Annotated in this window: 12 protein-coding genes and 1 other RNA gene; 10 read left to right on the top strand and 3 right to left on the bottom strand. The window is 72.2% G+C overall.

The features are described from left to right. The first annotated feature begins 109 nt into the window (after positions 1-109). The gene (locus tag OG309_RS14140; protein ID WP_329420997.1) at positions 110-805 is read left to right on the top strand and encodes a hypothetical protein; all 696 of its coding nucleotides are present in this window, start codon (positions 110-112) and stop codon (positions 803-805) included. 95 nt (positions 806-900) lie between these two features. Here the strand turns inward: OG309_RS14140 and OG309_RS14135 are convergent, their stop codons facing one another. Beyond that, positions 901-1,086 (bottom strand): hypothetical protein, encoded by a 186-nt coding sequence (locus tag OG309_RS14135; protein ID WP_329420996.1) that lies wholly within the window; start codon positions 1,084-1,086, stop codon positions 901-903. Between the two features lie 271 nt (positions 1,087-1,357). On the opposite strand from OG309_RS14135, the gene ftsE reads away from it, so the two are divergent. From ftsE to ssrA, 5 genes are all read left to right on the top strand, one after another. Then, positions 1,358-2,047, top strand: coding sequence for a cell division ATP-binding protein FtsE (ftsE, locus tag OG309_RS14130; RefSeq protein ID WP_046910798.1), 690 nt, complete (start codon positions 1,358-1,360; stop codon positions 2,045-2,047). Between the two features lie 21 nt (positions 2,048-2,068). Beyond that, complete coding sequence (gene ftsX, locus OG309_RS14125; protein ID WP_329420995.1) at positions 2,069-2,986, top strand: permease-like cell division protein FtsX; 918 nt, start codon at positions 2,069-2,071, stop codon at positions 2,984-2,986. Between the two features lie 79 nt (positions 2,987-3,065). Next, positions 3,066-4,238 (top strand): S41 family peptidase, encoded by a 1,173-nt coding sequence (locus tag OG309_RS14120; protein ID WP_329420994.1) that lies wholly within the window; start codon positions 3,066-3,068, stop codon positions 4,236-4,238. An 18-nt stretch (positions 4,239-4,256) separates the two neighbouring features. After that, positions 4,257-4,796: an SsrA-binding protein SmpB gene (gene smpB / locus OG309_RS14115; RefSeq protein WP_329420993.1), complete on the top strand. Its 540-nt coding sequence runs from the start codon at positions 4,257-4,259 to the stop codon at positions 4,794-4,796. 94 nt (positions 4,797-4,890) lie between these two features. Next, positions 4,891-5,283: a transfer-messenger RNA gene (ssrA, locus tag OG309_RS14110) on the top strand. Positions 5,284-5,334: 51 nt separating this feature from the next. On the opposite strand, the gene OG309_RS14105 is transcribed toward ssrA, so the two are convergent. After that, positions 5,335-6,714 (bottom strand): MFS transporter, encoded by a 1,380-nt coding sequence (locus tag OG309_RS14105; RefSeq protein ID WP_443067564.1) that lies wholly within the window; start codon positions 6,712-6,714, stop codon positions 5,335-5,337. Between the two features lie 83 nt (positions 6,715-6,797). Between OG309_RS14105 and OG309_RS14100 the strand changes: the two genes are divergently transcribed. From OG309_RS14100 to OG309_RS14090, 3 genes are all read left to right on the top strand, one after another. Next, a complete protein-coding gene (locus tag OG309_RS14100; RefSeq protein WP_329420992.1) occupies positions 6,798-7,781 on the top strand; it encodes a LysR family transcriptional regulator in 984 nt (327 codons plus the stop codon). Positions 7,782-7,875: 94 nt separating this feature from the next. Continuing rightward, entirely contained in the window at positions 7,876-9,243 is a 1,368-nt protein-coding gene (locus OG309_RS14095; protein WP_329420990.1) for a nitrate/nitrite transporter, read from the top strand. A gap of 84 nt (positions 9,244-9,327) precedes the next feature. Beyond that, entirely contained in the window at positions 9,328-10,479 is a 1,152-nt protein-coding gene (locus OG309_RS14090) for a uroporphyrinogen-III synthase (protein WP_329420988.1), read from the top strand. Positions 10,480-10,648: 169 nt separating this feature from the next. Here OG309_RS14090 and OG309_RS14085 read toward each other — a convergent pair whose 3' ends face one another. Then, entirely contained in the window at positions 10,649-11,476 is an 828-nt protein-coding gene (locus OG309_RS14085) for an MmyB family transcriptional regulator (RefSeq protein ID WP_329420986.1), read from the bottom strand. A gap of 307 nt (positions 11,477-11,783) precedes the next feature. On the opposite strand from OG309_RS14085, the gene OG309_RS14080 reads away from it, so the two are divergent. Continuing rightward, entirely contained in the window at positions 11,784-14,153 is a 2,370-nt protein-coding gene (locus OG309_RS14080) for a HelD family protein (RefSeq protein WP_329420985.1), read from the top strand. The last annotated feature ends 339 nt before the right edge of the window (positions 14,154-14,492 follow it).

Here is a 14,492-nt window from a genome sequence, read left to right as displayed (position 1 = left end):
GGCGCGTGTGAACGGGGGCAGGTCCAGCGAGTTCGCTTCGACCGTGCCCAGCGTCCGAGCCCCGAGCGCAGCTCTACAGACGAGATGAGCTACTGGGGGTAGCAGCCAGATGACGAAGAAGACGCGGGTTCGTTTCGCGCGTATAGCGGCCGGTGCGGTCATCGCCGCCGGCGCCTCGCTGACCGCGGCCGGTGCCGCGCAGGCCGTGGGTGTCAGCATCGGTTTCAGCTCCGAGGTCAACAGCGAGGACCCGGGTTGCGAGATCGACCCGACGCTCTGCCCGGAGCCGACGAAGACCACGGACCCGGAGCCGACGAAGACGACGGACCCGGAGCCGACGAAGACCACGGACCCCGAGCCGACGAAGACCACGGACCCGGAGCCGACGAAGACCACGGACCCGGAGCCCACCAAGACGACGGACCCCGAGCCGACCAAGACGGTCGACCCGGAGCCGACGAAGACCTCGGGCCCGGGCCCGAAGCCGACCAAGACCTCGGAGCCGGGGCCGACGGACTCCCCGCAGCCGACCGGTCAGCCGTCGACGCCCGGTGGCGACGACAATGACAACGGCGCCGGCACCTGCACCGTCGACCTCGACGGCGCCGAGTGCGTGGACAACGGCCCGGGCACCAACAACGCCGGCTCGCAGCCCGTCGAGCAGGGCAAGGCCAAGGAGGAGCTGGCCGAGACCGGCGCCGCCGAGACCTCGTTCCTGATCATCGGTGCCGCGACCATGATCGCCGGTGGCATCGGCTTCCGCATGCTGCCGCGCCTCGTGGGCGGCGGGCGGACCGTCGCCTGATCGAGGCATCGGGACGTGAAGAAGGCCGGGGCGGATCGCCCCGGCCTTCTTCACGTGTACCCCTATGTATGTGTGTACGGCTCGCCCGCGGGCTCCTACGCCCCCCGCAGCGCCGCCAGCAGGGCCATCGTCGCCACCAGGGCGAGGGCCAGGGTCAGGAGCATCGCCGGGGTCAGGCCGGTCGGCTGGGGCAGGCGCTCTCGGTTGGCGCGGCAGACGGGGCAGCGGCCCTCCGCGACGGGGGCCGCACAGTTGGCGCACACCAGTCGGTCGTAGGTCATGCGCTCTCCTCCTCCCGCGCGGGGATCCTTGTGATCCGCACGAGCCTGGTGATCTTTACGATCCTTCGACCCCTTACCAAGGAGAACGGTCCGGGCCTTCCGGGCGTTCCCTTACCACTGTGCCAGCTCCGGCGGTTTTCGGCGCGCCCCGCGAGAGGGAGTACCGAGGCGCGAAAAGGATAAAGCACACAAGTCCGGACCGCGACTGCGCGGGCCATCCCCGTTCGCGTATGGTCACGCACACCTACTCCCGGCCGACCGTGGTGCATCCGTGATTCGATTCGACAACGTCTCCAAGTCCTATCCGAAGCAGAACCGCCCCGCGCTCCGGGATGTGTCCCTGGAGATCGAGAAGGGGGAGTTCGTCTTCCTCGTCGGTTCCTCCGGCTCCGGAAAGTCGACCTTTCTGCGGCTGATCCTGCGCGAGGAGCGCACCAGCCAAGGCCAGGTGCACGTTCTGGGCAAGGACCTCGCCCGGCTGTCCAACTGGAAGGTGCCGCACATGCGGCGCCAGCTGGGGACGGTCTTCCAGGACTTCCGCCTGCTGCCGAACAAGACCGTCGCCGAGAACGTGGCCTTCGCCCAGGAGGTCATCGGCAAGCCGCGCGGCGAGATCCGCAAGGCCGTCCCCCAGGTGCTCGACCTGGTCGGCCTGGGCGGCAAGGAGGACCGCATGCCGGGCGAGCTGTCCGGTGGTGAGCAGCAGCGCGTCGCCATCGCGCGGGCCTTCGTCAACCGGCCGATGCTGCTGATCGCCGACGAGCCCACCGGCAACCTCGACCCGCAGACCTCCGTCGGCATCATGAAGCTGCTCGACCGGATCAACAGGACAGGGACCACCGTCGTCATGGCGACCCACGACCAGAACATCGTCGACCAGATGCGCAAGCGCGTCATCGAGCTCGAGAAGGGCCGTCTCGTCCGAGACCAGGCGCGCGGCGTCTACGGATATCAGCACTGAGCCGGTAGGGGATACAGACACATGCGCGCTCAGTTCGTGCTCTCGGAGATCATGGTCGGTCTCCGGCGCAATCTGACGATGACCTTCGCCGTCGTCGTCTCCGTGGCCCTCTCGCTCGCCCTGTTCGGCGGTGCGCTGCTCATGCGCGAGCAGGTCAGCACGATGAAGGACTACTGGTACGACAAGGTCAACGTCTCCATCTTCCTCTGCAACAAGAGCGACGGGGCCACCTCGCCCAAGTGCGCCAAGGGCGCGGTCACCGCGCAGCAGAAGGAGCAGATCGAGGCCGATCTGAAGAAGATGGACATCGTCGAGACGGTCCACCGCGAGTCCGCCGACGAGGCCTACAAGCACTACAAGGAGCAGTACGGGGACACGGCCATCGCCTCGGTCGTCACCCCGGACCAGATGCAGGAGTCCTTCCGGGTCAAGCTGAAGGACCCGGAGAAGTACAAGGTCGTCGCGACCGCCTTCGCCGGGCGGGACGGCGTCGAGTCCGTCCAGGACCAGCGGGGCATCCTGCAGAACCTCTTCGACCTCATGAACGGCATGAACGTCGTCGCGCTCTACGTGATGGCCCTGATGCTGGTCATCGCGCTGATCCTGATCGTCAACACGGTGCGCGTCTCCGCCTTCAGCCGACGGCGCGAGACCGGCATCATGCGGCTGGTCGGCGCGACCAACTTCTACATCCAGATGCCGTTCATCATGGAGGCCGCCTTCGCCGGTCTCCTGGGTGGCGCCGTCGCCTCGGTGATGCTGCTGGTCGGGCGCTACTTCCTGATCGACCACGGCCTCGCGCTCGCCGACAAGATGGCGCTGGTCAACTTCATCGGATGGGACGCGGTGCTCTCCAAGCTGCCGCTGGTCATCGCCGTGGGGCTGCTGATGCCCGCCCTTGCCGCCTTCATCGCGCTGCGCAAGTACCTGAAGGTGTGACAGTCCACTCGGGGTAAGAGAATGGCGCCGTCCGGTCAACAGCCGTACGGCGCCATTCGCTTGTCCTAGAGTGGGCCGCATGCGTGCCGGTGCCGGCCCCGAGTTCTGTCGACGGCCCCGCGGAGTCCTCCGTGGGGCCGCCTTGACGTTGGTCTTCGCCGGAGTGCTCGGCACGGCGGCGGCCACCGGCTCGCTGCCGCGCCGGGAGCAGGCCCGCGAGCTCCTGCCGGCCCCCGCGGCGACCCGTGCGACCGTCGACCGGGCGGCGCTGGCCCGCGCCGCCGCCGAGGCCGTCGCCGACGGCAAGTCCGGCAAGAAGGCCGCCGAGGAGTTCGTCAGCCGCAGCGGCGACCGCTGGGGCGCGGTGTACGACAAGCACGAGTACGCCGAGTTCGAGCAGGCCCTCGACGGCGCCTACACGGGCGTCGGGCTCTCCGCCCGCAGGACCTCCGGGGGCCGGGTCGAGATCAGCCGGATCCAGGGCGGCGGCCCCGCCGACCGCGCCGGACTGCGCCCCGGCGACCTGCTCACCGCCGTCGACGGGCGCCCGGTCGCCGGCCTGTCCGTCTCCGAGGTCGTCTCGCTGCTGCGCGGCAAGGGCGTCTCGGGCTCCGCCGTCACCCTCGGAGTGGAGCGCGGCCGTGCCTCCTGGACGCAGCACCTGCGCCGGGCCCGGCTCGCCACCCATCCCGTCACCGTCCGCCGGCTCGACGACGGCACCGTGCTGATCCGGGTGGCCGCCTTCACCAAGGGCACGGGGGAGCGGGTCCGGGCGGCCGTGCGCTCGGCGCCGTCCGGTGCCGGGGTCCTGCTCGACCTGCGGGGCAACGCCGGCGGTCTGCTCGCCGAGGCGGCGGTCGCCGCCTCCGCCTTCCTCGACGGCGGGCTGGTCGCCACGTACGACGTGGAGGGTGAGCAGCGCGCGGTGTACGCGGAGGGCGGCGGCGACACCGTGCGGCCCCTGGTGGCGCTGATCGACGGCGGCACCATGAGCGCGGCCGAGCTGCTGACCGGCGCCCTGCAGGACCGTGGCCGGGCCGTCACGGTGGGCTCCCGGACCTTCGGCAAGGGATCGGTGCAGATGCCGAGCACCCTGCCCGACGGCTCCGTCGCCGAGCTCACCGTCGGCCACTACCGCACGCCCGCCGGGCACGCGGTGGACGGCCGGGGCATCACGCCGGACCTCACGGCCGGCGATCGGGCCGAAGAACGGGCCCGTACGGTATTGAGTGGCCTCGGAGGGCCCTCGTAGTGCGAAAATGAGCGCACTATGGCAAAGGGACTCGTCAACGTGCAGGGCAAGCCTGCGAACAAGAAGAGCCAGGACAAGGGGCCGGAGCGCAAGCTCATCGCGCAGAACAAGAAGGCGCGGCACGACTACCACATCATCGACACGTACGAGTGCGGTGTGGTGCTCATGGGCACCGAGGTGAAGTCGCTCCGGATGGGCAGGGCGTCGCTCGTCGACGGCTTCGTCCAGATCGAGGGCAACGAAGCCTGGCTGTACAACATCCACGTGCCCGAGTACATGCAGGGCAGCTGGACCAACCACTCGGCGAAGCGGAAGCGCAAGCTGCTGATGCACCGGGAGGAGATCGACAAGCTGGAGCAGAAGGCGTCGGAGACGGGTCACACGATCGTGCCCCTCGCCCTCTACTTCCTGGGCAGCCGGGTGAAGTGCGAGATCGCGCTCGCCAAGGGCAAGAAGGAGTACGACAAGCGGCAGACGCTGCGGGAGCAGCAGGACACCCGAGAGACGAACCGGGCCATCGCGGCGGCCAAGCGGCGTCAGCGGGCGAGCCAGGTGTAGTCGTCCGGGGTTAATGCGCTGGCTACCGTGGCCCCCGGTCACGTACGATGGGGCCTGCACCTCACAGCGGGTGCGTGGTTTGAAAAATCAACATGGGGATGATCGGTTTCGACAGCGGATGTCGAAGCAGGGGAAGCGTGTCGAGGAAGCGGCAATGATCTCGTTAACCATATGTCGCAACCAATAATCGCCAACTCCAAGAGCGATAACTCCCGCTTCGCCCTCGCTGCCTAATTTTAGGTAACGAGTAGAAGCCTCTGTGAGGAGCGTCAGCCCGGGGGTGGTCCCGACCCGGATCCTGGCGTCATTTAGGGATCTAAACCTCTAGCCCCGGTCACGGGGGCCTGAGGGAAATCAAACAGTGACTGAGCCCGTTCCGGACTTGTCTGGGTGATCCGGAGGGCTGAGAAACTCGTACCAGACTGCACACGGAGAAGCCCTCTTTCTGCACCGTTGGACGCGGGTTCGATTCCCGCCATCTCCACTCATCCCATGTGGGCGAAGGCCCGGTGGTCGTCATACGACCGCCGGGCCTTCGTCATGCCCGGCCCCCTGTCTTCGCCGGGGTCCGCGGGCGGTCCGCCCGGGTCGCCAGGCACAGCAGCAGGGCCAGGGCCGCCGCCGTGACGGGGGCCAGGAAGCCGTACGTGGGCGTCGGGGCGTGCTCGGCCAGCCAGCCGCCCGTGGCCGAGCCCGCCGCGATGCCGCCGAGCAGGGCGGTCACCGCCAGGGTCATGCCCTCGTTCAGGCGGTCCGGCGGGGTCAGCCGCTGGACCTGGGTCATGCCGGTGACCATCGTCGGGGCGATCGCCATCCCCGCCGCCAGCAGGGCGCCCGCCAGGGCGAGCAGCGAGCCGGTGAGGGCGGCGAGCAGCGGGAGCGCCATCAGGGCCGCCAGCGCCGCGAGGCAGCCCGCGAGCCGGGGCGAGCGGCGGGCGCGCCCGTAGGCCAGGCCTGCCGCGCAGGAGCCCGCGGCCTGGAGGGCGAGGACCGGACCCGCGGCCGGTCCGTCCACGTACGCCAGGGTGACGACCTCCATCGCGCCGAACACCGCGCCGGTGGCGAGGAAGACCGCGAGCAGGGCCGGCACGCCCGGCGCGCGCACCGGGGAGCCGCCCGCGGTGCGCGGGGCGACCGGCGGCTCGGTGGAGCGCTGTGCGGCGAAGAGCAGCACCCCGGCCAGGAAGAGGACGGCGGCGACCAGGGTGCCCGCCTCGGGGAAGAGCGCGGAGCAGAGGAGGGCGGCGAGCACCGGGCCGAGCATGAAGCACAGCTCGTCGGCGGCCTGCTCGAAGGCGTTGGCGGTGTGCAGGGCGTCCGGGTCGTCCTTGAGCAGGTACGCCCAGCGGGCCCGGGACATGCCGCCGGTGTTGGGGGCGGTGGCGGTGAGCGCGGTCGTCACGAAGAGGGTCCAGGCCGGGGCCTGGGCGTGCGCGCAGAGCAGCAGGACGAGCCGGCCCAGGACCGCGTGGACGGTGGCGGGCACGGCGATCCGCGCCTGGCCGTACCGGTCGACCAGCCGGGCGATCCAGGGCGCGGTGACCGCCCCGGCAGCCATGCCGACGGCGCCGACGGCGCCGGCGAGGGCGTAGGAGCCGTACGCCCCGGCGATCATGACGAGGGCGCTGACGCCGAACATGCCCATGGGCAGCCGGGCGAGCAGGTTGCCCAGGGTGAAGGCCCGGGCGCCCGGGAGGGCGAAGAGGCGGAGGTAGGGGTTGGCGGGCATCCGGCGCGGGGGCCGGGCGGAGGGGAGGGTGCCGGTGCCGGTGCCGGTGGCGCTGGCGGGCAGGGCCGTGGTGGCGGGCGTGGCCGAAGCGCTGGGCAGGGCCGAGCCGCCGGGCGTGGCCGGGCGGGGCGTGTGGCGGGGGATCAAGGTGGGACCCGCGGGGGTCAGGATCAGGTCCGGGTGTGGCATGGATCAAGGTTCTGTCGGCACGGCCCTGGCGGTCCAACACCCTTTCGGGCCGCATTCACGCACTTCTGTTGTTGAATGCGGGGGTGAGCAACTCCGGTGACCTCGACCCCCGACTCCTGCGCTCCTTCGTCGCCGTCGCGGAGGAGCTCCACTTCACCCGCGCCGCAGCCCGCCTCTACACCGCCCAGCAGGCCCTCAGCCGTGACATCCGGCGGCTCGAACGGGAGCTGGGCGCCGAGCTGTTCGTCCGCTCCACCCGGCAGGTCGCGCTCACCCCGGACGGCGAGCGGCTCCTGCCGTACGCGCACCGCGTCCTCACCGCGTACGCCGAACTCGCCGACGCCTTCCGCGGCACGCCCCGCCCGCTCCTCGTCGACCTCAACAGCGCCGGCCTCGGCCACGAGCAGGTGATCCACCGGGCCCGCGAACTCGCCCCGCAACTGGAGCTGATGGCCCGCTACGAGAGCGGCCTCACGGGTGCGGCGCGGGAGATCCTCGCCGGCCGGCTCGACGTCTCCTTCGGGCGGTACGGAGGGCTCGACCCCGCGCTGCGCGGGCGCCTGGAGGCGCAGTTCGTGCGGTACGAGCCGATGGCCGTGCTGCTCCCGGAGGGCGATCCGCTCGCCCCGCTGCCCGAGGTCCCGCTCGGCGCCCTCGCCGGCCGGGACGTCTACGCGGGCGCGGGCAACGACCGCACGCCCGAGTGGACCGATCTCGCCACCCGCCTGTTCGCCGGGCACGGCGTCCGCGTCGCCCCGCCCGCGCCGCTCGTCGTCGGAATGGAGGAGTTCCGCCGGATCATGGCCAAGGCCCCGACCCCGGTCCTCGCCGTGGTCGACTTCCCGCCGATGCCGGGCTGTGTGCTGCGGCCCCTCGTCGCCCCCGTGCCGCTGTCGCCCGTGAGCCTGGTGTGGCGCAAGGGGCTGCGGCACCCCGGGCTCGACGCCCTGCGCCGGGCCGCCGCCGAGCTCGCCGCCGACGAGGGCTGGCACGAGCGCCCGGCCGGCTCCTGGCTGCCGGACGGGGAGGTGCTGGGGGCGCTCACAGCACCCCCGCACACCGGGTGAGAGCAAGGTTCCGTACCCGTCACCTCCCGCCACCGCCCTGAAACGCGGCCTTCCTAGCGTCGTCGCAAAGAACACGACACCGTGGAGGTACGACATGGGCGGCCGGTGGATCGAACGGTGGGAGCCGGAGGACGAGGCCTTCTGGCGGGAGGGGGGCGAGCGGATCGCCCGCAGGAACCTGTGGTTCTCCGTGCTCGCCGAGCACATCGGCTTCTCGGTCTGGAGCCTCTGGTCCGTGATGGTCCTCTTCATGGGCCCCGGGTACGGCGTGGACCCGGCCGGCAAGTTCTTCCTGATCGCGACCGCCACCCTGGTCGGCGCGTTCGTCCGCATCCCGTACACCTTCGCCGTCGCCCGCTTCGGCGGCCGCAACTGGACCGTCCTCAGCGCCCTGTTGCTGCTGCTGCCGACGGGCCTCGCCTACGCGGTGATGGAGCCGGGCACCTCGTACGGCACCTTCCTGCTCGTCGCCGCGCTCACCGGCGTCGGCGGCGGCAACTTCGCCTCCTCCATGACCAACATCAACGCCTTCTTCCCGCTGCGGAAGAAGGGCTGGGCGCTCGGCCTCAACGCGGGCGGCGGCAACATCGGCGTCCCCGTCGTCCAGCTCGTCGGACTCCTCGTCATCGGCACCGCCGGCGCCCTGCACCCGCGTCTCGTCCTCGGCGTCTACCTGCCGCTGGTCGTCGTCGCCGCCGTGTGCGCCGCCCTGTTCATGGACAACCTCGCCCCCGTCAGGAACGACACCGGCGCCGTGAAGGAGGCCGTGACGGCCCGTCACACCTGGATCGTGGCCTTCCTGTACGTGGGGACCTTCGGCTCCTTCATCGGCTACGGCTTCGCCTTCGGCCTGGTCCTGCAGACCCAGTTCGGGCGCACCCCGCTCCAGGCCGCCTCGCTCACCTTCATCGGGCCGCTGCTCGGCTCGCTCGTGCGGCCCCTCGGCGGCGCGCTCGCCGACCGGCACGGCGGCGCACGCATCACCCTCGTGACCTTCGCCGCGATGGCCGCCGCTACCGGGGTCGTGATCTACGCGTCGGTCGCCGAGTCCCTGACCGTGTTCCTCGTCGGCTTCATCGCGCTCTTCGCCCTCAGCGGGCTCGGCAACGGCTCCACGTACAAGATGATCCCGGCGATCTTCCTCGCCCAGGCGCACCGCGAGGGCCTCGCGGGAGAGGCCGCCGAGGCGTACGGGCGGCGCATCTCCGGGGCCGCCATGGGGCTCATCGGCGCGCTCGGCGCGGTCGGCGGACTCGGCATCAACCTGGCCTTCCGGCAGTCCTTCCTGACGGTCGGCAGCGGCACCGGCGCCTTCGTGGCCTTCCTCGCCTTCTACGCTGCGTGCATGGTGGTGACCTGGGCGGTATACCTCCGCCGGCCGTCCGGGACGGCTCCGGTGCCCGACACCGCGGAGGGCGTCGCGGCGGAGCCCCCGGCCCGGCTCGGATACGCCGAGGTGTGAGTCACAGTGGTCCCGCACGGCCGTAACGACCAGGAAATACGCGCGAACCGAGACCGACACGCGACCCCGGCAGTCTCGGGCGACATGGACGAGCAAGAGCGCGGCACGCAGGACCAGGGGCCCCTCGCCGGGTTCACCGTCGGGGTCACGGCGGCACGGCGCGCGGACGAGCTGATCGCGCTGCTGCGCCGCCGTGGGGCGGCCGTCGTCCACGGGCCCGCGCTGCGGATCGTGCCGCTCGCCGACGACGCCGAACTCCTCGCCGCCACCAAGGACCTCATCGACCACGCCCCGGACGTCGTCGTCGCCACCACGGCGATCGGCTTCCGCGGCTGGGTCGAGGCGGCCGACGGCTGGGGCTTCGGCGACCGGCTCCTCGACGTGCTGGGCGGGGTCGAACTCCTGGCCCGCGGCCCCAAGGTGAAGGGCGCGGTCCGCGCGGCGGGTCTCACCGAGTCCTGGTCGCCGTCCTCCGAGTCGATGGCCGAGGTCCTCGACCGGCTGCTCGACGAGGGCGTCGAGGGGCGCCGGATCGCGCTCCAACTGCACGGGGAGCCGCTGCCCGGGTTCGTGGAGGCGCTGGAGGAGGGCGGGGCGGAGGTCGTCGTCGTGCCCGTCTACCGGTGGATGCCGCCCGAGGACACCGGGCCGCTCGACCGGCTCCTGGACGCCGTCGTCGCCCGCGGCCTGGACGCGGTGACCTTCACCAGCGCCCCCGCCGCCGCCTCGCTGCTGCGTCGGGCGGAGGAGCGGGGAGCGCTCGACGAGCTGGTCGCGGCGCTGCGGCACGACGTGCTCGCGGTCTGCGTGGGGCCGGTGACGGCGCTCCCGCTCCAGGCGCTCGACATCGACACGCACCAGCCCGAACGCTTCCGGCTCGGCCCGCTGGTCGGCCTGCTCTGCCGGGAGCTGCCGGCCCGGGCCCGGGCGCTGCCGGTGGCCGGGCGCCTGATCGAGATCCGGGGGCACGCGGTCCTCGTCGACGGCGCGCTGCGGCCGGTGCCGCCGGCCGGGATGGCGCTGCTCGGCCTGCTCGCCCGCCGCCCCGGCTGGGTCGTCGGCCGGGCGGAGCTGCTGCGGGCGCTGCCCGGGGCGGGGCGCGACGAGCACGCCGTCGAGACGGCCATGGCCCGGCTGCGGACGGCCCTCGGCGCGCCGAAGCTGATCCAGACGGTGGTGAAGCGCGGGTACCGGCTGGCGCTCGATCCGGTGGCGGACACGAAGTACGAGGCGTAGCGGGGTCCTTCGTCCGGGGGAACCCGCGGGCCCCCGTCGCAGGGCCCCTCGCGTACGGACGGTGCGCGGCTGCCTCGCGGGCCCCCGCTCGCGGGACCGCCCGCAGGGCGACTCCCTTGCAGGACGACCTCCTCGCGGGACGACTCTCTCGCAGGACCCCGCGCGGCCCCTACGGAGCAGCCCTGAGCATCGGCGTCCGCTCGTGGGCCTTCTGGCGGCCCGGTCGGAACAGCATGATGATCAGCCGGGAGCCCGGGGCCGTGAGCGGCTGGGCGGCGCAGATGGTGACGTGGCCGGTGCCCAGCAGGGCGTGGCGCAGGGGGCGTTCGTCGCCGTCCGGGTGGATGTGGGCCCCGCCCGCCTCCCACAGCGGGCCGAGGTCGGGATCGGCGCGGACCTCGGCCTCGATCCCGCGGAGCGTCCCGTCCTCGGGGCGGACGGCGAGCGCGGCCCGCAGCTGGGGCAGGATCAGCGGTGCCCACACGGTCCGCCAGTCGACCAGGGTGGTGTCGCGGGCCGACGTGTCCAGGAGCATCCAGCGCATCGTGTTGGCGGGGGCCCGGCCGTCCGGGTACATCTCGGCGAAGTGCCGGTTGTGGGCGAGCAGGTTCCAGGAGGCGTCGGTGATGTACGCCATGTGCCCGATGCCGTCCACGGCCTCCTGCCACACGCCGGGGACCTCCAGGCCGGAGGACGGGTGCAGCGGGCCGGGCGGGTCGCCGATGCCCGCGTACCGGCAGAGCGAGACCCACTCCTGCTCGTTGAGGCCGAAGAGCCGGGCGACCTGGCGCAGGTAGTCGGCCGGCGGGTGGAGGTAGCGACCGGTCTCCAGCCGGTTGTACGTGTCGACCGCGCGGCAGGTCAGCTCGTCGACCTGCTGCTGGGAGAGGCCGCGGGCACGCCGGCCCCGGCCGGTGGGCCGGGAGAGGCCGTGGGCCTCGGGCGCGATCAGCTCGCGGCGCTCGCGGAGGAGGGCCCGGAGCCCGGTCCTGTTCACGCGCGCCCCCTGAATGGGTCAGTGCTTCATTTCCTAGGAAAAACGGTCCGTAGATAATAAACAGTTGAACATTGATGCTGTGGGGGCGTCCGCGCTGACCTGCGAGGACGCCTTCGGACGACCGGACGGTGCTTCCCCCGCGCCGCGCCGGTTCCGGCCGGCCCGGGCGGCTCCCCCGTACGCCCGGGCCGGCCCCCTTCGGGACCGTCGGGCACGCGGCCGGGCACCCGGGACGTCAGGCCTGACACATGGCCTCCTGGTGGCGTACGCTCGACGGCTGCCCAGTGCACGTCAGAAGGGGGCCCCGGTGGCCGCGCAGGAAGCCGTCGACACGGTCAGAGACCGTGAGATCGGTGTCGAACAGGAACATCTGGATCAGGTCTACCGCCGCCTCGAGGAGAAGATCCACGAGGCCGAGTTCCTGATGAACGACGCCGCCCAGCGGGGCCAGGTCGGTACGCCCGGCGCCCTCGCCGAGCGCGACGCCCAGGTGTTCCGGGCCGGCATCCACCTCAACCGGCTGAACAACGAGTTCGAGGACTTCCTCTTCGGCCGGATCGATCTCCTCTTCGGCAAGGACGGGAAGAAGGGGCCCGACGGCGCCTACACCTCCGTCGAACCCGCCGAGGACGCCGTACGGACCGAGGACGGCCGGCAGGTCGCCGACATCGGCGAGACCCTCCACATCGGCCGGATCGGCGTCCTCGACGCCGACTACGCCCCGCTCGTGATCGACTGGCGGGCGCCCGCCGCCGCCCCGTTCTACCGCTCGACCCCGGTCGACCCGGGCCGGGTGGTGCGCCGCCGGGTCATCCGCTCCAAGGGCCGCCAGGTCCTCGGCGTCGAGGACGACCTCATGCGCCCCGAGCTGACCGCCACCCTCGACGGACACGAGCTCCCCGTCATCGGCGACGGCGCGCTCATGGCCGCCCTCGGGCAGGCCCGCAGCCACACCATGCGGGACATCGTCGCCTCCATCCAGGCCGAACAGGACCTGGTCATCCGTGCCCCCGCCGCCTCCGTGACGTACGTCGAGGGCGGCCCCGGCACCGGCAAGACCGCCGTCGCCCTGCACCGCGCCGCCTACCTGCTCTACCAGGACCGGCGCCGCTACTCGGGCGGCATCCTCATCGTCTCGCCGACCCCGCTGCTCGTCTCGTACACCGAGGGCGTGCTGCCCTCACTGGGCGAGGAGGGGCAGGTCGCGATCCGCGCCCTCGGCAGCCTGGTCGACGGCGCCGAGGCCGACGCCTACGACGAGCCCGCCGTCGCCCGGATCAAGGGCTCCTCCCGGATGCTCGCCGTGCTGCGCAAGGCCGCCCGCGGCGCCCTGGAGAACCCGGCGCCCAAGGCGCAGCTCGCCCTGGGCGACCCGGACGACGACGAGGACGACACCGGCTCCCGCGCCGTGACCGGCACGCCCACCCTGCTGCGGGTCGTCGCGTTCGGCCGGCGCCTGGAGCTGGGCCCCGAGGACCTCCGGCGCATCCGCCACAACGTCCTCGGCGGCACCGCCCCCGTCAACCTGCTGCGCCCCCGCGCCCGCCGGCTGCTGCTCGACGCCCTGTACACCAGGTCCGGCGCGGCCGGCCGGCACAGCGACCCCGAGCTCGCCGCCGAGCTGCGCTCCTCCTTCGACGAGGACGTGTCGACGGAGGACTCGTTCCTCGCCTTCCTCGACGCCTGGTGGCCCGAGCTCACCCCGCGCGGGGTCCTCGACGCCATGGGCGACGAGAAGCGGCTCGGCCGCTGGGCCCGCCGGGTGCTCAACCCGGGGGAGGTGCGCCGCCTCGCCCGCTCGCTGCGCCGCCCGGGCCGCTCGGTGCACGACGTGGCCCTGCTCGACGAGCTGTCCACGCTCCTCGGGGCGCCCGCCCGGCCGCGCAAGAAGCGGGAGTACGACCCGCTGGACCAGCTCACCGGTCTGGAGGAGTTGATGCCCGTACGCGAGGAGACCCAGTGGGAGCGGGCCGAGCGCCTCGCGACCGAGCGGACCGAGTACGCGCACGTCATCGTCGACGAGGCCCAGGACCTCACGCCCATGCAGTGGCGGATGGTCGGCCGGCGCGGCCGCCACGCGACCTGGACGGTCGTCGGCGACCCGGCCCAGTCCTCCTGGTCCGACCCGGACGAGGCGGCCGCGGCCCGCGACGAGGCCCTCGGCACCCGGCCGCGGCGCCGCTTCGAGCTCACCGTGAACTACCGCAACCCCGCGGAGATCGCCGAGCTCGCCGCGAAGGTGCTCGCGCTCGCCATGCCCGGCAAGGAGTCCCCGCGCGCGGTGCGCTCCACGGGCATCGAGCCCCGCTTCGTTCCGGTCGCGGAGGGCCCCGAGAAGGGCGCTCTGGCCGAAACCGTGCGGTCGGAGGCCGAACGGCTCCTCGCACAGGTGGACGGGACGGTCGGCGTGGTCGTCGCGATGAACCGGCGTGCGGAGGCCGCCCGCTGGCTCGCCGGGCTCGGCGACCGGGTGGTGGCGCTCGGCTCGCTGGAGGCGAAGGGGCTGGAGTACGACGCCACGGTGGTGGTCTCGCCCGCGGAGATCGCGGACGAGTCGCCGGCGGGCCTGCGGGTGCTCTACGTGGCGCTCACCCGCTCCACGCAGGCGCTCACGGTGGTCTCGGGCGACCGTGACCTGCCGGACGAGGACGGAGTGCCGGACCTGCTGCGGGACTGAGGCCCGGGAGCCCCCAGGGCCGCCCGGGGGCTCATTTCCGGTCAACTCGTGCCGCAGGAATCACTTGCCAGGGTGGTTTGTTAGCCTTGTCGTGGCACCGGCTCGATCCAAGCCCCCGGGCCCAACCTTCGTCCCTCAGAGGGACCACTTGCCGCGAGGCGAGCATGGCGGGTCGGTGCCGCTTACGTGCAGAGGTCCTCGTCACCTTCGGGTGACGGGGACCTCTTCCGTTTCCCCGGGTCTCTTCTGTTTCCGATGCGTCTCTCGTATGGTGGAAACTACTTTCCGAAAACGAAACGACCGTATTACCTGCTACCCGCAGGTAGGTGCGACGATCGG

The sequence above is a fragment of the Streptomyces sp. NBC_01268 genome (genome assembly GCF_036240795.1).
GTDB lineage: Bacteria > Actinomycetota > Actinomycetes > Streptomycetales > Streptomycetaceae > Streptomyces.
The sequence above is the reverse complement of the archived record's forward strand: the minus strand, read 5'-3'. Positions and strand labels throughout refer to the sequence as shown.